21 protein-coding genes and 1 riboswitch are annotated in these 22,312 nt (G+C 70.7%); of the genes, 18 read left to right on the forward strand and 3 right to left on the reverse strand.

The genetic code is table 11. The features are described from left to right. Nucleotides 1-17: 17 nt before the first annotated feature. Nucleotides 18-1,259: a TIGR03862 family flavoprotein gene (locus tag M8R19_RS20830; protein WP_283939696.1), complete on the reverse strand. Its 1,242-nt coding sequence runs from the start codon at nt 1,257-1,259 to the stop codon at nt 18-20. A 490-nt stretch (nt 1,260-1,749) separates the two neighbouring features. Further along, on the reverse strand, nt 1,750-2,670 hold the full coding sequence (locus M8R19_RS20835) for a histone deacetylase family protein (RefSeq protein WP_249918776.1): 921 nt from the start codon (nt 2,668-2,670) through the stop codon (nt 1,750-1,752). A 110-nt stretch (nt 2,671-2,780) separates the two neighbouring features. On the opposite strand from M8R19_RS20835, the gene M8R19_RS20840 reads away from it, so the two are divergent. Genes M8R19_RS20840 through M8R19_RS20855 form a run of 4 tightly spaced genes read left to right on the forward strand, consistent with a single transcriptional unit; the run spans nt 2,781 to nt 6,419 of the window. After that, complete coding sequence (locus M8R19_RS20840; RefSeq protein ID WP_249918777.1) at nt 2,781-3,344, forward strand: GNAT family N-acetyltransferase; 564 nt, start codon at nt 2,781-2,783, stop codon at nt 3,342-3,344. Beyond that, a complete protein-coding gene (locus tag M8R19_RS20845) occupies nt 3,341-4,957 on the forward strand; it encodes a nitroreductase family protein (RefSeq protein ID WP_249918778.1) in 1,617 nt (538 codons plus the stop codon). Before M8R19_RS20840 ends, M8R19_RS20845 begins: the two co-directional genes overlap by 4 nt. Continuing rightward, the gene (gene tesB, locus M8R19_RS20850) at nt 4,954-5,823 is read left to right on the forward strand and encodes an acyl-CoA thioesterase II (protein ID WP_074982143.1); all 870 of its coding nucleotides are present in this window, start codon (nt 4,954-4,956) and stop codon (nt 5,821-5,823) included. Before M8R19_RS20845 ends, tesB begins: the two co-directional genes overlap by 4 nt. After that, nucleotides 5,820-6,419, forward strand: a complete 600-nt coding sequence (locus M8R19_RS20855; RefSeq protein WP_074982146.1) for an HAD family hydrolase — start codon at nt 5,820-5,822, stop codon at nt 6,417-6,419. The genes tesB and M8R19_RS20855 overlap by 4 nt, the downstream gene beginning before the upstream one ends. Before the next feature lie 738 nt (nt 6,420-7,157). Here M8R19_RS20855 and M8R19_RS20860 read toward each other — a convergent pair. Further along, the gene (locus M8R19_RS20860) at nt 7,158-9,023 is read right to left on the reverse strand and encodes a TonB-dependent receptor domain-containing protein (protein WP_249918779.1); all 1,866 of its coding nucleotides are present in this window, start codon (nt 9,021-9,023) and stop codon (nt 7,158-7,160) included. An 86-nt stretch (nt 9,024-9,109) separates the two neighbouring features. Next, nucleotides 9,110-9,309: riboswitch (cobalamin riboswitch) on the reverse strand. 310 nt (nt 9,310-9,619) lie between these two features. Between M8R19_RS20860 and eutS the strand changes: the two genes are divergently transcribed. From eutS to eutC, 14 genes are all read left to right on the forward strand, one after another. Further along, the gene (gene eutS, locus M8R19_RS20865) at nt 9,620-9,955 is read left to right on the forward strand and encodes an ethanolamine utilization microcompartment protein EutS (protein WP_009615694.1); all 336 of its coding nucleotides are present in this window, start codon (nt 9,620-9,622) and stop codon (nt 9,953-9,955) included. Nucleotides 9,956-9,957: 2 nt separating this feature from the next. Further along, nucleotides 9,958-10,425: a EutP/PduV family microcompartment system protein gene (locus M8R19_RS20870; protein ID WP_249918780.1), complete on the forward strand. Its 468-nt coding sequence runs from the start codon at nt 9,958-9,960 to the stop codon at nt 10,423-10,425. Further along, entirely contained in the window at nt 10,422-11,117 is a 696-nt protein-coding gene (eutQ, locus tag M8R19_RS20875) for an ethanolamine utilization acetate kinase EutQ (RefSeq protein ID WP_249918781.1), read from the forward strand. Before M8R19_RS20870 ends, eutQ begins: the two co-directional genes overlap by 4 nt. Nucleotides 11,118-11,124: 7 nt before the next feature. Continuing rightward, complete coding sequence (eutT, locus tag M8R19_RS20880) at nt 11,125-11,967, forward strand: ethanolamine utilization cob(I)yrinic acid a,c-diamide adenosyltransferase EutT (protein WP_043316655.1); 843 nt, start codon at nt 11,125-11,127, stop codon at nt 11,965-11,967. Beyond that, on the forward strand, nt 11,964-12,965 hold the full coding sequence (locus M8R19_RS20885) for a phosphate acetyltransferase (protein ID WP_249918782.1): 1,002 nt from the start codon (nt 11,964-11,966) through the stop codon (nt 12,963-12,965). The genes eutT and M8R19_RS20885 overlap by 4 nt, the downstream gene beginning before the upstream one ends. 96 nt (nt 12,966-13,061) lie before the next feature. Continuing rightward, nucleotides 13,062-13,355, forward strand: coding sequence for an ethanolamine utilization microcompartment protein EutM (gene eutM, locus M8R19_RS20890; RefSeq protein ID WP_009615702.1), 294 nt, complete (start codon nt 13,062-13,064; stop codon nt 13,353-13,355). Between the two features lie 115 nt (nt 13,356-13,470). After that, complete coding sequence (gene eutN / locus M8R19_RS20895) at nt 13,471-13,758, forward strand: ethanolamine utilization microcompartment protein EutN (RefSeq protein ID WP_249918783.1); 288 nt, start codon at nt 13,471-13,473, stop codon at nt 13,756-13,758. A gap of 94 nt (nt 13,759-13,852) precedes the next feature. Continuing rightward, nucleotides 13,853-15,274 carry an aldehyde dehydrogenase family protein gene (locus tag M8R19_RS20900; protein ID WP_249918784.1) on the forward strand — a complete coding sequence of 474 codons (1,422 nt, stop codon included), beginning with the start codon at nt 13,853-13,855 and terminating at the stop codon, nt 15,272-15,274. 7 nt (nt 15,275-15,281) lie between these two features. Then, nucleotides 15,282-16,118 carry an ethanolamine utilization protein EutJ gene (eutJ, locus tag M8R19_RS20905; RefSeq protein ID WP_074982166.1) on the forward strand — a complete coding sequence of 279 codons (837 nt, stop codon included), beginning with the start codon at nt 15,282-15,284 and terminating at the stop codon, nt 16,116-16,118. A gap of 1 nt (nt 16,119) precedes the next feature. Next, nucleotides 16,120-17,367, forward strand: coding sequence for an iron-containing alcohol dehydrogenase family protein (locus M8R19_RS20910; RefSeq protein WP_074982168.1), 1,248 nt, complete (start codon nt 16,120-16,122; stop codon nt 17,365-17,367). After that, a complete protein-coding gene (gene eutH, locus M8R19_RS20915; RefSeq protein WP_074982170.1) occupies nt 17,364-18,620 on the forward strand; it encodes an ethanolamine utilization protein EutH in 1,257 nt (418 codons plus the stop codon). Before M8R19_RS20910 ends, eutH begins: the two co-directional genes overlap by 4 nt. A 9-nt stretch (nt 18,621-18,629) precedes the next feature. Continuing rightward, nucleotides 18,630-20,048, forward strand: a complete 1,419-nt coding sequence (locus tag M8R19_RS20920) for an ethanolamine ammonia-lyase reactivating factor EutA (RefSeq protein WP_249918785.1) — start codon at nt 18,630-18,632, stop codon at nt 20,046-20,048. 9 nt (nt 20,049-20,057) lie between these two features. Further along, nucleotides 20,058-21,419 carry an ethanolamine ammonia-lyase subunit EutB gene (locus tag M8R19_RS20925; RefSeq protein ID WP_249918786.1) on the forward strand — a complete coding sequence of 454 codons (1,362 nt, stop codon included), beginning with the start codon at nt 20,058-20,060 and terminating at the stop codon, nt 21,417-21,419. A gap of 10 nt (nt 21,420-21,429) precedes the next feature. Next, nucleotides 21,430-22,311, forward strand: coding sequence for an ethanolamine ammonia-lyase subunit EutC (eutC, locus tag M8R19_RS20930; protein WP_249918787.1), 882 nt, complete (start codon nt 21,430-21,432; stop codon nt 22,309-22,311). The last annotated feature ends 1 nt before the right edge of the window (nt 22,312 follow it).

Raw genomic sequence — 22,312 nt, forward strand, 5'->3', positions numbered from 1 at the left:
GAATCCGCAATCTAGCACTATGGTTCTAGTTTTAGCCAGCGCAAGGCGCCCAGGCCGGCGGCGCGGCCGCTGGCGAAGCAGGCGGTGAGCAGGTAGCCGCCGGTGGGTGCCTCCCAGTCGAGCATCTCGCCGGCGCAGAACACGCCGGGCAGGGCGTTCAGCATCAGTTGCTTATCCACAGCCTCGAAGGTGACGCCGCCGGCGCTGCTGATGGCTTCGTCCAGCGGGCGCGGGCGCACTACCGTCAGCGGCAGGGCCTTGATCAGCGCGGCCAGGCGCTGCGGCTCGGCGTAGTCGGCGGCTGTGGACAACTCGCGCAGCAGGCCGGCGCGCACGCCGTCCAGGCCCAGGCGGCCGCGCAGGTGGTTGGCCATGGACTTGGAGCCGCGCGGCTGGGCCAGGGCTTTCGCCACCTGCTCGGCGCTGCGGCCCGGCAGCAGGTCGAGCAACACGGTGGCCGAGCCGTCGCGGGCGATGCGCTCGCGGATGCCGGCGGACAGCGCATAGACCAGGCTGCCCTCGATGCCGCCGGCGGTGACCACGAATTCGCCCTGGCGCGGCGCCTCGCCCTCCAGGCTCATGGCCACCGGCTTGACCGGCGCGCCGGCGAACTTGTCACGGAAGAACTCGCTCCAGCCCGCCACCTCGAAGCCGCAGTTCGACGGCCGCAGGGGCGCGACTGCCACGCCGCGCTCTTGCAGCATCGGCACCCAGGCGCCGTCGGAACCCAGGCGTTGCCAGCTGCCGCCGCCCAGGGCCAGCACGGTCACGTCGGCCTGCAGGGCCTGGCGCCCTTCGGGGCCGTCGACCAGCAGGCGGCCCTGTTCGTCCCAGCCCTGCCAGCGGCTGCGGGTGTGGATAACCACGCCGCTGTCGCGCAGGCGCTTGAGCCAGGCGCGCAGCAAGGGTGCGGCCTTCATGTCGGTGGGGAAGACGCGGCCGGAAGTGCCGACGAAGGTATTTATCCCCAGGCCATGGATCCACTCGCGCAGGGCCTGGCTGTCGAAACCCGCGAGCAGCGCGCCGATTTCCCCGTGGCGCTCGCCGTAGCGGCCGACGAAGGCGGCCTGATCTTCGGAGTGGGTGATGTTCATGCCACCGACGCCGGCCAGCAGGAACTTGCGCCCCACCGAGGGCATGGCGTCGTACAGCGCCACGCGCACGCCGGCGCCGGCCAGCACTTCGGCGGCCATCAGGCCGGCGGGGCCGCCGCCGATGACGATGGCGCTGGGGGAGGGCAGGGAGCTGTGCTCGGTCATGGGCTGGGCATGGTCGGTGGAAAGGGCGCGCATTCTAGCCTAGCCGCTGGCGGCCGGGGCTGGTCAATTCGCCGGCGGCTGCGCGGGGGCCCCGGCGCGTGGGCAAGTCACAGGTTTGTACCCAGTATATCCACAGGCGGCTCCACAGCTTCCGGGGACAAACCAGCGTGCCCGGCCGACTGTAGGAGCGAGCTTGCTCGCGAACCCCAACCCCGCCGTGGCACCGTTCGCGAGCAAGCTCGCTCCTACGAAAAGCGTGCTGGTCATATTTTGTTCGTTGGGTTGGAAGGCCCGTGAATACTGGGCTGTAGAGAATGCCCCGCAGTTTTTCCACAGGAGGTTCCACAGCATCCGTGGAAAAGTCGCACCTTTTCCTCCGCATGCTGCCTGGTCATCTTTCGTACATCCGGCTGCGGCCCAGGCCCGGCGTGGGCCAGGGCAGACTCCCCGCAGCTTTTCCACAGGTTGCTCCACAGTTGCCGTGGACAACTCAGCCCAGGCCCAGGCGCTGCCACACCCGCTGCGCGCTGTGGTGGAGAATGCCGTGGCGCCGCGCCAGGGCCGCGCGGTCCTTGTCGTAGCCGCCGCCGATCACCCCCAGCACCGGGATGTCGCGGGCCAGGCAGCGTTCGATCACGCGCTCGTCGCGGGCGGCCAGGCCGGCGTCGGTGAGGTTCAGGTAGCCCAGGGCGTCGTCCTTGTGCACGTCCACTCCGGCGTCGTAGAGCACCAGGTCCGGCTGGTACAGCGGCAGCAGGTAGTCCAGCGCCTCGTCCACCACCCGCAGGTAGTCGGCGTCGCCCATGTGCAGCGGCAGGGGGATGTCCCAGTCGCTGTGCGCCTTGCGCGCGGGGAAGTTCTTCTCGCAGTGCAGCGAGACGGTGATGGCGTCCGGCACCTGCTCCAGGATGCGCGCGGTGCCGTCGCCCTGGTGCACGTCGCAGTCGAAGATCAACACGCGCCCGGCGCGGCCGCTTGCCAGCAGCTGCAGGGCGATCACCGCCAGGTCGTTGAAGATGCAGAAGCCCGAGGCGTGGTCATGGTGCGCGTGGTGGGTGCCGCCGGCCAGGTGGCAGGCCAGGCCGTGCTTGAGCGCCAGGTCGGCGCCCAGCAGCGAGCCGCCCACCGCGCGCACCGTGCGCCGGGCCAGGGCTTCGCTCCAGGGCAGGCCGAGGCGGCGCAGTTCCTCGCGGCTCATGTCGCCGCTGCAATAGCGCTCGATGTAGCCGCGGTCATGGGCCAGGGCGAGGATGTCCGCCGGGCAGGGTTCGGGGCGCAGCAGCGCCGCATCGCAGGTCAGGCCGCTGTCCACCAAATGCTCCTTGAGCAGGCGGAACTTCTCCATGGGGAAGCGGTGGCCGGCGGGGAAGGGCGGGCTGTAGTCGTCGTGGTAGACCAGGGGCAACGGCATGGGGCAGGGCTCGGGCGGTTCAGCGGCAAGGGTAAGCCGGCCCCGCGGCCGGGCGCCAGGGTCGCGCATGGGGCACAATAGGCAGCTGACGAACCTTGCCGAGGCGAACCATGCACCTGCCCAGCCTGAGCACTCCGCGCCTGCTGCTGCGCCCCTGGCGCGACGGCGACCTGGAGGCCTTCGCCGCCCTCAACGCCGACCCCGAGGTGATGCGCCACTTCCCCGCCTGCATGGGCCGCGAGGACAGCGACGCCCTGGCCGCACGCATCCACGCGCACTTCGCCGAGCACGGCTTCGGCCAGTGGATAGTCGAGCGTCGCGACGATGGCGCCTTCCTCGGCGTGCTGGGCGTGCAGCACGTGGGCTTCGAGGCTGCCTTCACCCCGGCGGTGGAGATCGGCTGGCGCCTGAACCGGGCGTTCTGGCGCCAGGGCTACGCGCTGGAGGCAGCGCGGGCGGTGCTGGAATACGCTTTCGCGCACCTGCGCCTGACCGAGGTGGTGGCCTTCACCGTGCCGGCCAACCTGCCGTCCCAGGGCCTGATGCGGCGCCTGGGCATGCGGCGCGATGCGGCCGCCGACTTCGAGCACCCGCGCCTGCCCCAGGGCCACGCGCTGCGTCCGCATGTGCTGTTCCGCATCAGCCGCGAACAATGGCTGGAGGCGCAGACATGAGCGCCGCCGACGATGTGCGCGCCTACCACGCGCTGAGCTGCCACGCCCCGCAGCGCTTCGCCCCGGGGCCCGGCCAACTGGACTGGGCGACCCAGCCGGCGCCCTTCCGCCGCTATGCCGGGGCGCGGCCGATCGAATTGCTGCACCGCCCGCAGGAGGAGTCGCCGGGCTACGACGGCGTGTTCGCCGGTCCCCTCGGCGAGCCCGCGCCGCTGGGCCTGGAAAGCGTCTCGCAACTGCTCTACGACAGCCTGGCGATCTCCGCCTGGAAGGAAGCCGGCGGCAGCCGCTGGGCGCTGCGCGTCAACCCCTCCAGCGGCAACCTGCACCCCACCGAGGCCTACCTGCTGCTGCCGGCCGGGGCTGTGGACAAGTCCGCCGTGCTGGCGCACTACACGGCCGATGAACACCTGCTGGAAGTGCGCGCCGAGCTGCCTCCCGCCGTGGCGCAGCAGTTGCCCGGCGCCGGCCTGCTGCTGGCGCTGGCCAGCATTCCCTGGCGCGAGGCCTGGAAGTACGGCGAGCGCGCCTACCGCTACTGCCAGCACGACTTCGGCCACGCGCTGGCGGCCCTGGCCATCGCCGCGGCCATCCAGGGCTGGGAAGTGCGGCTGCTGCGCGCGGTGGACGAGCGCCGCCTGGATGCCGCGTTCGGCCTCGACCGCGAGGGTTTCCACGAGCGCGAAGCGGTGGATGCCTTGCTGTGGATAGGTCCGCCCCAGGACCGCGAGCCCCGCGTGCCCGATGCGCTGCTGCGGGGGCTGGCGGCGCTGGAGTTGCAGGGCGCTCCGAATCGCCTCTCGCGCAGCTACCGGCACTGGCCGGAGCTGGAGCGCGTCCACGACCTGTGCCGCGCGCCGGCGCTGGCTCCCGCCGATTGGCGTCTGCCGCGTGCCGAGGCGACTGCGGACAACCCCGGCCTGGCATTGCGGCCGATCCTGCACCGGCGGCGCAGCGCGCAGAGCCTGGACGGCCACAGCGGCATCCACGCCGAGCTGCTGCTGGCCTGGCTGCGCCGGCTGCTGCCGGATAACTCGCCGGTGCCCTTCGCCTGCTCGGGCGAGCCGCCGCGTATCGACCTGCTGCTGTTCGTCCACCGCGTCCAGGGCCTGGCCCCGGGGCTCTACTGGCTGGGCCGCAGCGGCCGTGCGCCGGGTGGTTTGCGCGGGGACTTCCAGTGGCGCCGGGCGGACGCCGAGCTGCCGCTGTACCTGTTGCTGGAAGGCGACGCCCGCCAGCTCTCGGCCTTCCTCTCCTGCGGCCAGGACATCGCCAGCGACGGCTGCGTGGCCTTCGCCATGCTCGCCGACCTGGACGCGGCCCTGGCCGAAGGTCCCTGGACCTACCCACGGCTGTACTGGGAGGCCGGGCAGATCGGCCAGCTGCTCTACCTGGAGGCCGAGGCGGCCGGGCTCTCGGGCACCGGCATCGGCTGCTACTTCGACGAGGCGCTGCGGGAATTGCTCGGCGAAGGGCCGGACCGCCCGGTCAGCCTCTATCATTTCACCATCGGCCGCGCGGTATGGGACACTCGCCTGAGCAGTTCGCCCGCGTACCCCCAGCCGCGCCGCCCGCATCCCATTCGCAGTACCGATTCCGAGGAAACGTCATGACCCAGATCCTGGACAACCTGGTGGCTTTGCTGAGCCTGGAACCCATCGAGGAAAACCTGTTCAGGGGCATCAGCCAGGACCTCGGCTTCCGCCAGCTGTACGGCGGCCAGGTGCTCGGCCAGGCGCTGTCGGCGGCCAGCCAGACGGTGGAGCCAGCGCGCCACGTGCACTCCATGCACGGCTACTTCCTGCGCCCGGGCGACGCCAGCATGCCGGTGGTCTACCAGGTCGACCGCGTGCGCGATGGCGGCACCTTCAGCACCCGACGCGTCACGGCGATCCAGAAGGGCCAGCCGATCTTCGCCCTGAGCACCTCCTTCCAGTACGACGAGGAGGGCTTCCAGCACCAGATCCCGATGCCCGACGTGGCCGGCCCGGAGAACCTGCCGACGGACCTGGAGCTCAAGCAGCGCAGCATCGCCCAGTTCCCCGAGCGCATCCGCGACAAGCTGCTGTACCCCAAGCCCATCGAGATCCGCCCGGTCACCCAGAACGACCCCTACGACCCGCAGGTCGGCGAGCCGATCAAGTACCTCTGGCTGCGCGCCGACGGCAAGCTGCCGGACGTGCCGGCGCTGCACAAGTACATCCTCGCCTACGCCTCGGACTTCGGCTTCCTCACCACCTCGCTGCTGCCCCACGGCCGCTCGGTGTGGCAGAAGGACATGCAGGTGGCCACCATCGACCACTCCGTGTGGTTCCACCGCGACCTGCGCGCGGACGAGTGGCTGCTGTACGCCATCGACAGCCCCTGGGCCGGCAACGGCCGCGGCTTCGTGCGCGGCAGCATCTTCAACCGCGACGGCCAGTTGGTGGCCTCGTCGACCCAGGAAGGCCTGATCCGCCGCCGCGAGGACTGGGCATGAAACCGGGCCTGATCCGCCACTGGGTGTTCGACATGGACGGCACCCTGACCCTGGCGGTGCACGACTTCCCGGCGATCAAGCGGGCCCTGGGCATTCCCCAGGAAGACGACATCCTCACCCACCTGGCGGCGCTGCCCGCGGCCGAAGCAGCGGCCAAGCACGCCTGGCTGCTGGAGCACGAACGCGAACTGGCGCTGGCCTCCACCGCCGCGCCCGGCGCGGTGGACCTGGTGCGCGCGCTGCACGAGGCCGGCTACCGCCTCGGCATCCTCACCCGCAACGCCCACGAGCTGGCGCTGGTGACCCTCCAGGCCATCGGCCTGGGCGACTGCTTCGCCACCGGCGACATCCTCGGCCGCGGCGAAGCCCGGCCCAAGCCCAACCCCGACGGCCTGCTGCACCTGGCCGAGCGTTGGGGCGTGCAGCCCAGGGAGATGCTGATGGTCGGCGACTACCGCTTCGATCTGGAATGCGGCCGCGCGGCGGGCAGCTACACGGCGCTGGTCAACCTGGCGGAAAACCCCTGGCCGGAACTGAGCGACTGGCACGCCGCGGATTGCGCAGCGCTGGGGCGCCTGGCCGGGGTGTTGGCGTAGGGCGTATAACGCTCCGCGTTATACGCCGTTTGACGGCGATCCCCGGCGGCGCCAAGGGCCTGGGCGTCGTCCGCCCTGCCGGCGGAATCGCGGATGAATCCGCTCCTACGGGTGAGAATGCCATGCCTCACGGCAACCTGTAGGAGCGGGCCCTGCCCGCGATTTCGCGCGCAGGGCGCGCTCCTACATTGGAATGGCGTGGGTGGGGTTGCGTAGGAGCGGATTCATCCGCGAAACGCGCCGGTGGTTCCGGCTATCGCGGACAAGGTCCGCTCGAAGTGCGGAGAAACGCCGTCGTAGGATGGGTCGAGCGAAGCGATACCCATCACCACGGCAGCATGGGTTTCGCAGGCTCAACCCATCCTACGAAGAGCGCCTCGGCGCGGTCAGCAAGACAGTTGTCCCAACGGGGACATGCCGTGCAGGGGCAACGGCGTATAACCGCGAACGGTTATACGCCCTACGACTGGCGCGGGAATGACGTCGGTAAACACGGCGTTCACCCCGTCATCCCCGCGAACGCGGGAACCCAATGGATACTTGCTCCTACTGGGCCGTGACGAGGTGCTTTTCGTAGGAGCGAGCTTGCTCGCGAATGGTGTTTACCGGCAGCAACTGTGTTCCGGGTTGGCGCCGTCCCCTCTCCCCAACCCTCTCCCTGTGTAAGGGAGAGGGGGCTGTCCGGCGTGAACGGGACGTTCGGCGTCAACCTGTAGGAGCGGGCCCTGCCCGCGATGGCTACAGCTCCGGCGTCCAGGTCAACGCCAGCAGTGCGGTGCGCCCGGCTTCCTTGTAGTGAACGGTCTCGCTGGGGAAGCCCATGGGATCGGTCGGGCGCTGGTAGCTGGCGCGGGCGTAGTCGCGGTCCAGCAGGTTCTGCAGCTTCAGGTCCCAGCGCAGGGTTTCGCTGAACTGCCAGCTGCCGCGTAGGTCGAGCACACCGTAGCCGCCCAGGCGGTCCTGGTTGGCCGCGTCGGCGTAGCTGTTGCTCAGCGCGCGCCAGGTGCCGCCGACGCCGAAGGCGCCGAACTGGCGGTCCATATCCAGGCTCAGGGTGCGCCGGGCGCGGCGCGGCAGGGTGTGGCCGGTGTCGCGGTCGCGCGGGTCGATGATGCTCAGGCCGAGGTTGGCCTGCCAGCCGAGGACCTCGCGGGCCAGGCTGGCCTCGAAGCCGTCGATGCGCGCCTTGGCGATGTTCTGCGGCATGTTGCTGGCGCTGTCCCAGGCGATCAGGTCGTCCACCTCGGTGCGGTACAGCGCGGCCTCCAGATGCGTGCCGGCGAAGTCGCCGCGCCATTGCAGCTCGTAGGTCTTCGAGGTCTCGGCCTTCAGGTCCGGGTTGCTGGCGCCGGGGTAGTAGAGGTCGCTGAAGGTCGGCGCGCGGAAGCCCTCGCCGTAGCTGGCGATCCAGCTCTGGCTGGCGCCCACCGGCAGGGTGACGGCGGCGTTCCAGCTGTTCTGCGAGCCGTAGCGCTCGTTGTCGTCGTGGCGCAGGCCCAGCTCGGTGGAGAAGGCCTCGCCCTTGAAGCTGTGCTGGGCGAAGAAGGCGTGGTTGGTGCGGCTGTCCTCGGCGAAGGCGGTGCTGCCGTCGACCTTGTCCTCGTACCAGTCCGCGCCCAGGGCGAGCTGGTTGCGCGTGTCCAGCTGCAGGCGGTTGAGCCAGCTGGCGGAGTGCCGGGTGGTTTCCAGGGTGCCGTTGTTCCACACCTCGGCGGCGCCGACGGCCTTGTTGCGGTCGAAGCTGCGGCCCAGTTCCACGCGGCTGTTCCACATCGAGGTCAACTGGCCTTCGAGGTAGCCGCTGTAGCTGCTGACGCGGAATTCGTCGTGGGGCTCGGCGGGGGCGTAGCTGTAGGCGTCGTCGTATTCGCTGTCGCCGCGCTGGTCGTTGAGGCTGAAGCCGGCCTTCCAGTCGTCGTTCAGGCGGTGGTCCAGGTTCAGGTGCACGGCCTTGTTGCGCTGGCCGTCGTGGTCGCTGTCGGCGCCGACGTTGTCGCGGGTGTAGTCGTAGCCGCGGCTCTCGTCGAGGCTGGCGCCGAGGTCGAAGCGGGTGCGCTCGTCGCCGCCGGCGAGCGAGGCGCTGCGCTGGAAGGTGCCGTTGCTGCCGGCGGCCAGGCGCACTTGCGGGTGCAGGCCGGCTTCGCCGCGGCGGGTGAAGATCTGGATCACCCCGCCGATGGCGTCGGCGCCGTACAGCGCCGAGCGCGGGCCGCGGGTCACTTCCACGCGCTCGATGTTGTCGATGCTCAGGTAGTCCAGGCGGGCGATGCCGCTGCTCGCCGAGGCGATGCGCTGGCCGTCCACCAGCACCAGGGTCTGGCCGGGGTTGGTGCCGCGCAGGAAGTAGCTGGTCAGGCCGCCGGCGTTGCTCAACTGCGCGCCGGGTACGCGCTGCAGCAGCTCGGGCACGCTGCGCGCCTGCAGGCGCTCGATGTCGTCGCGGGTGAAGACGGTGTTGGCCGAGGTGGCCTGGCCGCGGGGTTCGGCCTGGCGCGCCGAGGTGATGACCATCGACGGCAGCTGGTAGGCCTGTTCGGCATCGTCGTCGGCGAAGGCCGCCGCGGGCAGCACGGCGACGGCCAGGGCAAGACGGGAAAGTTTCATCGCTGGGGTTCCTCAAAAGTGGACTTTCGAGGAGGGCTGGCAAGGGCGGGAGTGGCCGCGCTTGAAGGTGCGGCCCTCCGCAACACCTGTCATGCGTGTCGAGGGCGGTCTCCGGGCTGCCGACTCGCACGCTCCCGGCCTTCCCATGCGTGGCGCACAGTGGCGGGTTGGAGCGCGGCAGGCGCAAGGCCTGCGGTCGGTTACCGTTGCGGGGGCAGCGCAGGTCTTCCACCTGCTTCCCGTTACCTCGAACGAAAACGTGCGCACCTTACGAACAACGCGACGGCCGGGCAAGTCGGGCCGACGCGGAACCTGTCCGTCAGACGCCCCTTTTCTCTGCGGCCCGTCACGTCCATGGCGGCGCCCCGCCTGTGCCCGGAGGCTTTCCGGCGGCTGCGACAAAGTCACTCAGCACGGTGCGAACCGCGACCGGAAAGCTCCGGCCAACAATCAGCAATGCGGCGCCGTGCGGGCGTTCCAGCCGGTTTTTGTAGGAGTTTTCTGGTCTTTCGGGGCGGCGGAAAACTTTGCCGGATTTTGATAGGGCCGCCGTCCGGGCACTTGTTAGCTTCCTAAGCAGTAGAGGAGGGGAGCACGTGTCCAAAGAGCGCATCATCCAGGAATTCGTCCCGGGCAAGCAGGTGACCCTGGCGCACCTGATCGCGCATCCCCAGGAGGAGCTGTCGAGCAAGATCGGCGTTCCCGGGGCGCAGGCCATCGGCATCATGACCCTCACCCCGGGCGAGACCGCGATGATCGCCGGCGACTTCGCCACCAAGGCCGCCGACGTGCGCATCGGCTTCCTCGACCGCTTCAGCGGCGCGCTGGTGCTGCACGGCAGCGTCGGCGCGGTGGAAGAGGCGCTGGCGCAGACCTGCGCCGCCCTCGGCCGGCTGCTGGACTACAGCGTCTGCCCGGTGACCAGGAGTTGACCATGGACGCGCTGCGTTATGCCCTGATCGGTGGCGTCGGAGCCGGCAAGACCACCCTGTTCAACGCCCTGTGCGGCAACCCCGAAGCGGCGCGCAAGACCCAGGCGCTGGACTACGGCCCCGGCGGCGCGCTGGACACCCCCGGCGAGTTCGTCAGCCACCCGCGCCTGTACCGCGCGCTGATCACCAGCACCGACGACGTCGACACCCTGGTCTACGTGCACCCCGCCGACTCGACGGAGTGCCGGCTGCCGCCCGGGCTGCTCGATATCCACGCCGGCAAGCGGCTGATCGGGGTGATCAGCAAGTGCGACCTGCCCGGCGTCGACCTGCCCGCCATCGAGCGCCTGCTGCGCGCCCACGGCATCGACGGCGCGATCGTCCACACCGCCAGCGACGACCCCGCCAGCATCGAGCGCCTGCGCGCGCTGTTGAACGCACGGAATCCGATCGAGGACCTGTTGAGATGAAGAAGCTGATTACCGCCAACGACATCCGTGAAGCCATCGCCGCCGGGCAGAGTTCCCTGGCCGTGGAGCTGCCGCGCTGCATCGTCACCCCGGAGGCGCGCACGGTCGCCGAACAGGCGGGCCTGGCGCTGGTCGAGCGGGTGGCCGGCGAGCCGGCGGCGGCAGCGCACGAGCCAGCCGCGGCCGGGCCGAGCGAGGACGAGCTGGCGCGGATTCGCGCCGAGGTGCTGGCGCGGCTGCCCGCCGAAGTGGATGCGCAACTGGTCGACCAACTGGTGCGCAAGGCCGCGCAACAGGGCGGCGCCTGCGTGGCCCGGGCGGCCTTCGAGGCGCGCACCGGCGCCGGCGGGATCAAGCTGGTGAAGGGCGGCAGCGTGCGCTTCGGCCGCCTGGAAGGCGTGCCGGGCGAATACCAGATCGGCATCACCGACGTGGTCGGCGCCGAGGACGGCAGCAGCATGGGCGCCGGCTTCATGCAGTGGGAGAACGCCTTCTTCCCCTGGACGCTGAACTACGACGAAGTGGACCTGGTGCTGGAGGGCGAACTGCACATCCGCCAGAACGGCGAGACCCTGGTGGGCCAGCCCGGCGACCTGCTGTTCATTCCCAAGGGCAGCGCCATCGAGTTCGGCACCCCGAGCCGGGTGCGCTTCCTCTACGTGGCCTGGCCGGCCAACTGGCAGGAACAGTGAGGCGGCCATGAGCACTTTCATCACCGAAAGCTGGCTGCGCGAGCGCCACGGCCTGAGCGAAGGCACCGAACTGCGGCTGCCCGCCGACGCGCGGTTGACCCCCGCCGCCCGCGCACTGATCGACGAGCGCCACCTGTCGCTGAAGTTCCATGACGAACAGGGCCGCCTGTACCGGGCGACCGAAGAGCCGGACGCGGACGGCGCGCCGTGCCTGCAGGCGGTGCACGGGCTGACCGGCAGCGCCCGGCGCGTCGCCGCGACCTGCCAGCTGTGCGGCTCGGCGCCGGCCGACAAGCCTGCCGGGATGACCCACCTGAACGCCCACGAACTGGTGGCCAAGAACGACCCGCGCCTGCAGTTCCGCGCCCAGCTGGACGCGGCCATCGCCCTGGCGGTGTGGCTGCAGGTGGAGCTGCCGGAGCCGGCCGAACTGGCCGCCTGGCTGGCCGACATCCGTTCGCTGCTCGGCCAACTGATGCGCGCCGACGTGCTGGACGAGGAACTGGCCGGATTCGCCGTCGGCGGGCTTGACGAGGCTGTGCTGCACCGCCTGTCCCACGCGCCGCTGAAATACCTGGGCCACGATCACCTGGTGCCCGAGTGCGGCCACGGCCGCGCGCCGGCGCTGCTCAACCTGCTGCGGGCCAAGGTCCGCGAGGTGGAAATCTGCGCCGCCCAGGTGTTCATGGAGGCCGGCTTCAAGCTGCGCCGCGCGGACCTGCTGCATGCCCTCAACCGCCTGTCCAGCGCGCTCTACGTGGCCATGCTGCTGAGCCTGCTGCACCTGCGCGGGCAACCCTGGCCGAGCGCCGCGGAACTGAGTCGGCGCGTGCAGGGAGAGGCCCCATGAAACTGTTCGACGACTGCCGCCGGGCCGCCCGGCAGAACCCGCCGCGGGTGGTCTTCCCCGACGCCCTGGACCGCCGCGCCATCGAAGCGGCGCAATACCTCAAGGCCGAGGGCCTGGCCGAGCCGCTGCTGCTGGGCAACCCCTTCGCCCTGCGCGGCTACTGCCTGGAGCGGCACATCCGCCTGGGCGACCTCGGGCTGATCGACCCCGCGCGCTCGCCCTGGCTGCACGGTTTCGCCCAAGACCTGGCCCGGCGCCAGGACAAGCTGAGCCCCGAGCAGGCCCTGGAACAACTGCACGACCCGTTGTGGTTCGGCGCGGCGCTGCTGGCGGCCGGCCAGGTCGACCTGTGCATCGCCGGCAACCTCAGCGCCACCGCCGACGTGCTGCGCGCCGGCCTGCGGGTGGTCGGCCTGGCGCCGGGCAACCGCACGCTGTCCTCGGTGTTCTTCATGCTGCCGGCGGACGGCGGCGCCCCGCTGGCGTTCGCCGATTGCGGCGTGGTGCCCCGGCCGACGGTGGAGCAGTTGGCGGACATCGCCCTGGCCTCGGCGGCCAGCTTCGAGCGGGTGACCGGCGAGCCGGCGCGGGTGGCGATGCTCTCGTTCTCAAGCCACGGCAGCGCCAGGCACGCCGACGCCGAGGCGGTGCGCCAGGCCTGCGAGTTGGTGCGCGAGCGCCGGCCGGAGCTGTGCGTCGACGGCGAGATCCAGTTCGACGCCGCCTTCGTCCCCGAGGTGGCTGCGGCGAAGGTGCCCGGCAGCCCGCTGGGCGGGGCGGCCAACGTGTTCGTGTTCCCCAGCCTGGAGGCCGGGAACATCGGCTACAAGATCGCCCAGCGGCTCGGCGGCATGAACGCCATCGGCCCGATGCTGCAGGGCATGAACGCGCCGCTGCACGACCTGTCGCGCGGCTGCACGAGCGAGGAAATGATCCAGACGGTGTTGCTGGCCAACAAGATGGCCGGCGGCGCCGAGGCTGTCGGGCGAGTCGCCTGAGCCGGACGGCGGCCCCCGCCGTCCGGGGGTAACGCGAGTGGCTAGCCACTCCGAAGAGGCCCTGCGAAGGGCGATCGATTGTTCGAGGAGAGTGAGATGGAAGCATTAGGCATGATCGAAACCAAGGGCCTGGTGGCGCTGATCGAGGCCTCCGACGCCATGGTCAAGGCCGCCCGGGTGAAGCTGGTGGGCGTCAAGCAGATCGGCGGAGGCCTGGTCACCGCCATGGTCCGCGGCGACGTCGCGGCCTGCAAGGCGGCCACCGATGCCGGCGCGGCCGCCGCGCAGCGCGTCGGCGAAGTGGTCTCGGTGCAGGTGATCCCGCGTCCGCATTCGGACCTGGAAGAGGTCTTTCCGATCAAGCTGGCGGCGGATCGCCCGGTGGATTGAGCGGCTCGCCGCGACCGTCCGAGCGGTGCCCGCGCTCGCCCTGCGCGTTCCGGGCGCCGCCACTGAGGAACCATGCGTACGCCGCGAGGGACGCGGCCCGACGAGGTAACAGGCGATGAAACTGGCGATTGTCGTGGGGCAGGTGGTGTGCACCGTGAAGCATCCGGGCATGGGCCTGGACCGGCTACTGCTGGTCGAGATGCTCGACCGCGCCGGCCGCCCCGACGGTGAACGGCACGTGGCCAGCGACAGCCTCGGCGCCGGCAACGGCGAGTGGGTGATGCTGGCCGGCGGCAGCGCCGCGCGCCAGGCCCTGGCCGAGGTGCGCGCGCCGATCGACCTGTGCGTGGTCGGCATCGTCGACGAAGCGGTGCTCGACGGCAGCCTGCTCTACCGCAAATAGGCCCGCCCCCGGCGGTCATTCACGACAAGCGTCCTCCACCGGCCCGCGCCAGGTGGAGTGGCCCGGCTCATCCCTGAATTCTGTGAGGCACGACGTGGACATCAACCCGAAGGAAATCGAACAGGTGGTCAAGGCGGTGCTCGCCTCGATAGGGGCGACCTCCACGGCCGCTGTCGCATCGCCGGGCGCGACCTGCGCCCCCGGCGTGTTCGTCGAACTGGACGCCGCCGTGGCCGCCGCCGCGCAGGCGCAGCAGGCATTGCGCTCGGTGGCCCTGCGCGACCGGGCCATCGCCGCCATCCGCGCCGCCGGCGAGCGCCACGCCCAGGAACTGGCGGAGCTGGCGGTGGAGGAAACCGGCATGGGCCGGGTGGCCGACAAGACCGCCAAGAACATCGCCCAGGCCCGCCACACCCCTGGCAGCGAATGCCTGCAGGCGCAGGTGCTCAGCGGCGACCGCGGGCTGACGCTGATCGAGAACGCGGCCTGGGGCGTGATCGCCTCGGTGACGCCCTCGACCAACCCGGCGGCCACCGTCATCAACAACGCCATCAGCATGATCGCCGCCGGCAACAGCGTGGTGTTCGCCCCGCACCCGGCGGCCAAGCGGGTGTCGCAGCGCACCGTCAGCCTGCTCAACGAGGCCATGGTCGAAGCCGGCGCGCCGGCCAACCTGATCACCACCGTGCAGCGCCCGGACATCGAGACCGCCCAGCGGCTGTTCCGCTACCCCGGCATCGGCCTGCTGGTGGTGACCGGCGGCGAGGCGGTGGTGGAAGCCGCGCGCAAGCACACCGACAAGCGCCTGATCGCCGCCGGCGCCGGCAACCCGCCGGTGGTGGTGGACGAGACCGCCGACCTGGCCCGCGCCGCGCGCGACATCGTGTTCGGCGCCTCGTTCGACAACAACATCATCTGCGCCGACGAGAAGGTGCTGATCGTGGTCGACAGCGTCGCCGACGCCCTCAAGGCCGAGATGCTCAAGCACCAGGCCGTGGAGCTGAGCGCCGCTCAGGGCCAGCAACTGCTGCCCTTGCTGCTGCCGAAGGTCGACGAGCAGGGGCGCGGCAGCGTCTCGCGCGACTGGGTCGGCCGCGACGCGGCGAAGATCGCCGCCGCCATCGGCCTGCAGGTGCCGGAGCAGACGCGCCTGCTGCTGCTGGAAACCGCCGCCGACCATCCCTTCGCCATCACCGAGATGATGATGCCGGTGCTGCCGATGGTGCGCGTGGCCAACGTCGACCAGGCCATCGCCCTGGCCGTGAAGCTGGAGGGCGGCTGCCACCACACGGCGGCCATGCACTCGCGCAACCTCGACCACCTGGACCGCATGGCCAACGCCATGGACACCAGCATCTTCGTCAAGAACGGGCCGTGCCTGGCCGGCCTGGGCTTCGGCGGCGAGGGCTGGACCACCATGACCATCACCACGCCGACCGGCGAGGGCGTGACCTCGGCGCGCACCTTCGTGCGCCTGCGCCGCTGCGTCATGGTCGACCACCTGCGGATCGTCTGAGGCGGCCATGCAACGCGATCTCGAAAACTGGTTGCTGCCGCGTCTGGAGCGCGCCGCCTACTGCCTGGCGCACCCCGTCGCGCAACCGGGCGACCGTGGGCCGCTGAGCCTGGGCATCGACCTGGGCACCAGCGCCGTGGTGTCGGTGGTGCTCGATGCCCAGGCGCTGCCGGTGGCGGTGCGCCTGGACTGGGCCGACGTGGTGCGCGATGGCGTGGTCTGGGACTTCTTCGGCGCGGTGAAGCTGGTGCGCAGCCAGGTGGAGAGCCTGGAGCGGCAGTTGGGCGTGTGCTTCCAGCGCGCCGCGACCTCGTACCCGCCGGGCACCGAGGCGAGCATTTCCACCCATGTGCTGGAGGCCGTCGGCCTGGAAGTCGGCTGCGTGATCGACGAGCCCTCGGCGGTGGCGCGGATGCTGCGCCTGGACCGCGCCGCGGTGGTGGATATCGGTGGCGGCACCACCGGCGTCGCCGTGGTGCACGGCGGCGAGGTGACCTACTCCGCCGACGAACCCACCGGCGGGCATCACGTCAGCCTGGTGCTCGCCGGCCACCTGGACGTGTCGCTGGAGGAAGCCGAGCGGCGCAAGCGCAAGGAGGGCGAGGCCCTGTGGCCGCTGGCGCGCCCGGTGTTCGAAAAGATGGCCGACATCGTCCACACGCACCTGCAAGGCCAGGACGTGGACGCCATCTACCTGTCCGGCGGCTCCTGCACCCTGCCCGGCGTGCAGCCGCTGTTCGCCGCGGCCTTCCCCGCGCAGCGGGTGATCCTGCCCGCGCCGCCGCTGTTCACCACGCCGCTGGCCATCGCCGCCTGCGGCCTGCAAGCCGAGGAGGAACGCTGACATGCACGAGCAGGACGTCGGCCGGGTGATCTATCGCGCCCTGGACATGCTCAATGCCCGCGCGGTGCGCGAATTCCGCGTGCCGCCCAGCACCTACATCGGCCCCGGCGCCACCGTGCGCGCCGGCGAGGCCTGCGCGGCGCTGGGTATCCGCCGGCTGTTCGTGATGGTCGACGGCCGCCTGCACGAGCAGGCGCTGGACCAGGGCCTGCTGCGCTCGCTGGACGACGCCGGGCTGGGCTGCGAATGCCTGGTCTACGCCGGCGGCGAGCCGCACAGCGAAGTGGTGGAGGCCGCCGGCCGGCAACTGCTGGCCGCCGACTGCGACGGCGTGCTGGCCTTCGGCGGCGGCTCGGTGCTGGACGCGGCCAAGGCCACCGCGCTGCTGGCGGCCAACCCGGAACGCCGGGTGAGCGACCTCGGCGACGGCCCGGCGCTGCGCCGGCGCATGCCGCTGATCGCCGTGCCGACCACCGCCGGCACCGGTTCGGAGGCCACCAACGTGGCGGTGATCACCGACAGCCAGCGGCACCTGAAGCAGGTGCTGGTGCACACCGACCTGATTCCCGACCTGGCGATCATCGACGCCTGCCTGACCCTCGGCGTGCCGCCGGCGGTGACCGCCGCCACCGGCATAGACGCGCTGACCCACGCCATCGAAGCCTACGTCGCGCCGAGCGCCACGCCGCTGACCCAGGGCCTGGCCCTGCGCGCCGTGGCGCTGATCGGCGAGGCCCTGCCGCTGGCGGTGGGGCAGGGCGGCAACGTCGGCGCCCGCGAGTCGATGATGCTCGCCTCGTACATGGCCGGCATGGCCTTTTCCAATTCCGGCCTGGGCCTGTGCCACGCCACCGCGCACCCCCTCGGCGCGCGCTACGGCATTCCCCACGGCCAGGCCAACGCGCTGATGCTGCCGGCGGTGATGCGCTTCAACCAACTGGTGTGCAAGCGCGCCTACGCCGACATCGGCCACGCCCTCAGCCGCGAAAGCCTGGATGCCGAACGCAGCATCGCCGCGGTGCAGCGCCTGATCGACGAAGTCGGCGCCGCCGGCCGCGACCTGCGGGCCCACGGCGTGCGCCGCGAGGACTTCGCCGCGCTGGCCGAGGCGGCCCTGCAGGACATCTGCCTGGCCGGCAACCCGCGCAGCGCCTGCGCGCAACAGATCAGCGCGATCTACCAGGACGCCTGGCAGCGCCGAGGCGCCTGCCAGCAAGGAAACAATTCTGTTCAGGAGCAGTTGTCATGAGCATCAACGAAATCATCCTGTACGTGATGATGGTCTTCCTGCTGATCGGAGCGGTGGACCGGGTATTCAGCCAGTTCGGCGGCTCCGAGAAGGTCCTCGGCCATCTCGGCCTGGGCTGGCTCGGGCGCGGCATCGGTGGCTCCGGCGGGCAGTTCGAGGAAGGCTTCATGGCCATGGGCGCGCTGGGCCTGGCGATGGTCGGCATCACCGCCCTGGCGCCGGTGCTGGCCAACCTGCTGGGGCCGCTGGTGATCCCGCTGTACGAGAGCGTCGGGGCGAGCCCGGCGATGTTCGCCGGCACCCTGCTGGCCAACGACATGGGCGCCTTCTCCCTGGCCAAGGAGCTGGCCGGCGGCGACACCGCCGCCTGGCTGTACTCGGGGCTGATCCTCGGCGCCATGATGGGCCCGACCCTGGTGTTCATCATCCCGGTGGCGCTGGGCATCATCGACCCCGCCGACCGCCGCTACCTGGCCCTGGGCACCCTGGCCGGGATCGTCACCGTGCCCCTGGGCTGCATCGCCGGCGGGCTGGTGGCGATGTACTCGGGCATCGAGGTCAACGGCGAGCCGGTGAGCTTCTCGTTGGCGATGATCCTGATCAACATGATCCCGGTGCTGGCGGTCGCGGCGCTGATCGCCCTGGGCCTGAAGTTCTGCCCGGAGAAGATCATCGCCGGCTTCGAGGTGTTCGCCAAACTGCTGGTGGGGCTGATCACCCTCGGCCTGGCCGCCGCGGTGGTGCAGTTCACCGTGGGCTGGACGCTGATCCCGGGGCTGGACCCGATCTTCATGGCCGAGGGCGACGAGCCCGGCGCGGTGATGCGCGCCATGGAGGTGATCGGCTCGATCGCCTGCGTGCTGCTCGGCGCCTACCCCATGGTGCTGCTGCTGACGCGCTGGTTCGGCACCCCGCTGATGAAGGTTGGCGGCCTGCTGGGCATGAACCGGGACGCCGCCGCCGGCATGGTGGCGAGCCTGGCCAACGTGATCCCGATGTTCGGCATGTTCGGCAAGATGGATGCGCGCGGCAAGATCATCAACTGCGCCTTCGCCGTGTCCGCCGGCTTCGCCCTGGGCGACCACCTCGGCTTCACCGCGGCGAACATGTCCGCGATGATCTTCCCGATGCTGGTCGGCAAGCTGTTCGGCGGCATCACCGCAGTGGCCGTGGCCATGCTCATCGCGCCCAAGTCCGAAGCCCAGCCCGAGCCGGTGGCGTTGCCCGACGCCGACCTGCAGCGGGCCGAGTAGGGCGCGGCCATGAGCAGGCGCGAACTGCGCAGCGTCGGCATCGACGTCGGCACCACCACCACCCAGGTGATCTTCTCGCGCCTGGTGCTGGTCAACCGTGCCTCGCTGTCCCAGGTGCCGCACTACGAGTTCGCCGCGCGGGAGGTCACCTACGTCAGCCCGGTGGCCTTCACCCCGATCGACTTCGAGGGCCACCTGCGCGAGGACGAGCTGCTCGCCTTCATCCTCGAACAGTACCGCGCCGCGGGCCTGGAGCCCGCGCAGGTGGAGTCCGGCGCCATCATCATCACCGGCGAGACCTCCAAGGCGCGCAACGCCCGCCCGGCGGTGCTGCGCCTGGCCGAGCGGCTGGGCGACTTCGTGGTCGCCAGCGCCGGGCCGCACCTGGAATCGGTCATCGCCGGGCGCGGCGCCGGCGCGGCGGAGCTGTCCGCCGCCTGCGCCGGGCGGGTGCTGAACATCGACATCGGCGGCGGCACCGCCAACTACGTGCTATTCGAGGCCGGCCGGGTGATCGGCTCGGCCTGCCTGAACGTCGGCGGGCGCCTGGTGGAGACCGACAGCCGCGGCGCGCTGCTGCGCCTGCACGGGCCGGCGCGGGCGATCTGCCGCGAGCTGTTCGGTGGCGAGCCGCAGGCGCTGTCCATCAAGCAACTGCGCACGATCGCGCGGCGCATGGCGGCGATGCTTCACGAGGTGATCGACGGCGCGCTTTCGCCGCTGGCCCGGGAACTGCTGATGACCGAGCCGCTGCCGGCGGCGGGCCGGCTGCAGGCGCTGACCCTCTCCGGCGGCGTCGGCGAGTGTTTCTACCACGGCGCGGAGCAGGTGCCGTTCCGCTTCGGCGACATCGGCCCGCTGCTGGCCGCGGCGCTGCACGAGGACCCCGGCTTCCAGCGCCTGCCGCTGGCCGAGCCGAAGCAGACCGTGCGCGCCACGGTGATCGGCGCCGGCGCCCACAGCCTGTCGCTGTCCGGCAGCACCATCTGGCTGCGCGAAATGCAGCTGCCGATGCGCAACGTGCCGGTGGTGCCCTGCGCGACCGATTGGGCCGCCGGCCAGGGCGCGGGCCTCGCCGACGGCTGGCGGCAGAACCTGCTGCGCATGGACCTGCGCGCCGACGAAGACCTCTACGCCCTGGCCCTGCCGGCGGACCTGCCGGTGGCCTACCGGGCCATCCAGCGCTGCATGGAAGAACTCGCCGGCTTCCAGCGCCATGAATCCCAAGCCCATCCGTTGCTGGTGGTGGCCGCCCAGGACCTCGGCAAGGTCCTCGGCATGCTCCTGCAGCCGCGCCTGGCCGGCCGCGCCCTGGCGGTCATCGACGAGGTGGCGACCAGCGATGGCGACTACATCGATATCGGCAGCCCGTTGTTCGACGGCGAGATCCTTCCGGTCACCGTCAAGTCACTGGCTTTCCCTTCCTGAGGTGGTGTGATGAAACTCAAGACCCAGTTGTTCGGCAAGACCTATCAGTTCAAGGACGTCAAGGAGGTCCTGGCCAAGGCCAACGAGCCGCGCTCGGGCGACGTGCTCGCCGGCGTGGCGGCGGGCACCGCCCAGGAGCGGGTGGCGGCCAAGCAGGTGCTGGCGGAACTGACGGTGGCCGACGTGCGCATGAACCCGGTGATCCCCTACGAGGAGGACAGCGTCACCCGGCTGATCCAGGACGGCATCAACGAGAGCGCCTACGCGCGCATCGCCCAGTGGCGCATCGGCGAGCTGCGCGAATACATCCTCGCCGACGACACCGGCGCCGACGACATCGCCTTCCTGCGCAAGGGCCTGAGTTCCGAGGTGGTGGCGGCGGTGGCGAAGATCTGCTCCAACGCCGACCTGATCTACGCCGCCAAGCGCATGCCGGTGGTGAAGAAGGCCAACAACACCATGGGCCTGCCCGGGCGCTTCAGCGCGCGGCTGCAGCCCAACGACACCCGCGACGACGTGCAGAGCATCGCCGCGCAGATGTACGAGGGGCTGTCCTACGGCATCGGCGACGCGGTGATCGGCGTCAACCCGGTGACCGACAACGTCGAGAACCTCACCCGCGTGCTGCACACCGTCTACGGGGCCATCGACAAGTTCGCCATCCCCACCCAGGGCTGCGTGCTGGCCCACGTCACCACGCAGATGGAGGCGATCCGCCGCGGCGCGCCGGGCGGGCTGATCTTCCAGAGCATCTGCGGCAGCGAGAAGGGCCTGCGCGAGTTCGGCGTGGAGCTGGAGATGCTCGAAGAGGCGCGCGCGGTGGGCGCCGAGTACAACCGCATCGCCGGGCCCAACTGCCTGTACTTCGAGACCGGCCAGGGCTCGGCGCTGTCCGCCGGCGCCCACTACGGCGCCGACCAGCTGACCATGGAAGCGCGCAACTACGGCCTGGCCCGCCACTTCGACCCCTTCATGGTCAACACCGTGGTCGGCTTCATCGGCCCGGAGTACCTGTACAACGACCGCCAGATCATCCGCGCCGGCCTGGAAGACCACTTCATGGGCAAGCTCAGCGGCATCTCCATGGGCTGCGACTGCTGCTACACCAACCACGCCGACGCCGACCAGAACTCCAACGAGAACCTGATGATCCTGCTCGCCACCGCCGGCTGCAACTTCATCATCGGCATGCCGATGGGCGACGACATCATGCTCAATTACCAGACCAACGCCTTCCACGACACCGCCACCATCCGCCAGCTGCTGGGCCTGCGCCCGGCGCCGGAGTTCGAGCGCTGGCTCGAACGCATGGGCCTGATGAGCGACGGCCGGCTGACCGCCCGCGCCGGCGATCCATCCATTTTCTTCTGAGGGAAGCGACATGCATCAGCAGCAGATCGAGGACATCGTCCGTTCGGTATTGAATGAGCTCCAGGCCCGCCCCGAACCGGCGGCCCCTGGCGCTGCGGCGGCAGCGCCGAGCGCCGTGGAAGAGGGCCTGTGCGCCTGGGACCTGGGCTCGGAACAGGCCCGCCAGTGGATCGGCGTCCAGGCCCCGCAGCGCCCCGAGGTGCTGGAGGAATTCCGCAAGGCCACCGCCGCGCGGGTGTGCCTGGGCCGCGCCGGCGTGCGCCCGCGCACCCAGGCGCTGCTGCGCTTCCTCGCCGACCACTCGCGCTCCAAGGACACCGTGCTCAAGGAGGTGCCCGCCGAGTGGGTGGCCCAGCAGGGCCTGCTGGAAGTGCAGTCGGAAATCGACACCAAGGACCAGTACCTGACCCGCCCGGACATGGGCCGCCGCCTCAGCGAGAAGGCGGTGGCGACCCTGCTCGCCGAGTGCAAGAAGAACCCGCAGGTGCAGGTGGTGATCTCCGACGGCCTGTCCACCGACGCGGTGACGGTGAACTTCCAGGAAATCCTCCCGCCGCTGCTGGAGGGCCTGAAGAACGCCGGGCTGGACGTCGGCACGCCGTTCTTCGTGCGCTACGGGCGGGTCAAGGTCGAGGACCAGATCGGCGAACTGCTCGGCGCCCAGGTGGTGATCCTGCTGGTGGGCGAGCGCCCCGGCCTGGGCCAGTCCGAGAGCCTGTCCTGCTACGCCGTGTACAAGCCGACCCTGGCCGGCACCGTGGAGGCCGACCGCACCTGCATCTCGAACATCCACCGCGGCGGCACGCCGCCGGTGGAAGCGGCGGCGGTGATCGTCGACCTGGCCCGGCGGATGCTGGAGAAGCAGGCCTCCGGCATCGCCCTGAACCGCTGAG

The organism is Pseudomonas sp. R3.Fl (genome assembly GCF_023516765.1).
GTDB classification, from domain to species: Bacteria; Pseudomonadota; Gammaproteobacteria; order Pseudomonadales; family Pseudomonadaceae; genus Pseudomonas; species Pseudomonas citronellolis.

Bases quoted from the DNA above. Each gene is read 5' to 3' on its own strand.
- M8R19_RS20830 (WP_283939696.1), bottom strand. From the start codon at position 1,259: ATGACCGAGCACAGCTCCCTGCCCTCCCCCAGCGCCATCGTCATCGGC.
- M8R19_RS20835 (WP_249918776.1), bottom strand. From the start codon at position 2,670: ATGCCGTTGCCCCTGGTCTACCACGACGACTACAGCCCGCCCTTCCCC.
- M8R19_RS20840 (WP_249918777.1), top strand. From the start codon at position 2,781: ATGCACCTGCCCAGCCTGAGCACTCCGCGCCTGCTGCTGCGCCCCTGG.
- M8R19_RS20845 (WP_249918778.1), top strand. From the start codon at position 3,341: ATGAGCGCCGCCGACGATGTGCGCGCCTACCACGCGCTGAGCTGCCAC.
- tesB (WP_074982143.1), top strand. From the start codon at position 4,954: ATGACCCAGATCCTGGACAACCTGGTGGCTTTGCTGAGCCTGGAACCC.
- M8R19_RS20855 (WP_074982146.1), top strand. From the start codon at position 5,820: ATGAAACCGGGCCTGATCCGCCACTGGGTGTTCGACATGGACGGCACC.
- M8R19_RS20860 (WP_249918779.1), bottom strand. From the start codon at position 9,023: ATGAAACTTTCCCGTCTTGCCCTGGCCGTCGCCGTGCTGCCCGCGGCG.
- M8R19_RS20870 (WP_249918780.1), top strand. From the start codon at position 9,958: ATGGACGCGCTGCGTTATGCCCTGATCGGTGGCGTCGGAGCCGGCAAG.
- eutQ (WP_249918781.1), top strand. From the start codon at position 10,422: ATGAAGAAGCTGATTACCGCCAACGACATCCGTGAAGCCATCGCCGCC.
- eutT (WP_043316655.1), top strand. From the start codon at position 11,125: ATGAGCACTTTCATCACCGAAAGCTGGCTGCGCGAGCGCCACGGCCTG.
- M8R19_RS20885 (WP_249918782.1), top strand. From the start codon at position 11,964: ATGAAACTGTTCGACGACTGCCGCCGGGCCGCCCGGCAGAACCCGCCG.
- eutM (WP_009615702.1), top strand. From the start codon at position 13,062: ATGGAAGCATTAGGCATGATCGAAACCAAGGGCCTGGTGGCGCTGATC.
- eutN (WP_249918783.1), top strand. From the start codon at position 13,471: ATGAAACTGGCGATTGTCGTGGGGCAGGTGGTGTGCACCGTGAAGCAT.
- eutJ (WP_074982166.1), top strand. From the start codon at position 15,282: ATGCAACGCGATCTCGAAAACTGGTTGCTGCCGCGTCTGGAGCGCGCC.
- M8R19_RS20910 (WP_074982168.1), top strand. From the start codon at position 16,120: ATGCACGAGCAGGACGTCGGCCGGGTGATCTATCGCGCCCTGGACATG.
- eutH (WP_074982170.1), top strand. From the start codon at position 17,364: ATGAGCATCAACGAAATCATCCTGTACGTGATGATGGTCTTCCTGCTG.
- M8R19_RS20920 (WP_249918785.1), top strand. From the start codon at position 18,630: ATGAGCAGGCGCGAACTGCGCAGCGTCGGCATCGACGTCGGCACCACC.
- M8R19_RS20925 (WP_249918786.1), top strand. From the start codon at position 20,058: ATGAAACTCAAGACCCAGTTGTTCGGCAAGACCTATCAGTTCAAGGAC.
- eutC (WP_249918787.1), top strand. From the start codon at position 21,430: ATGCATCAGCAGCAGATCGAGGACATCGTCCGTTCGGTATTGAATGAG.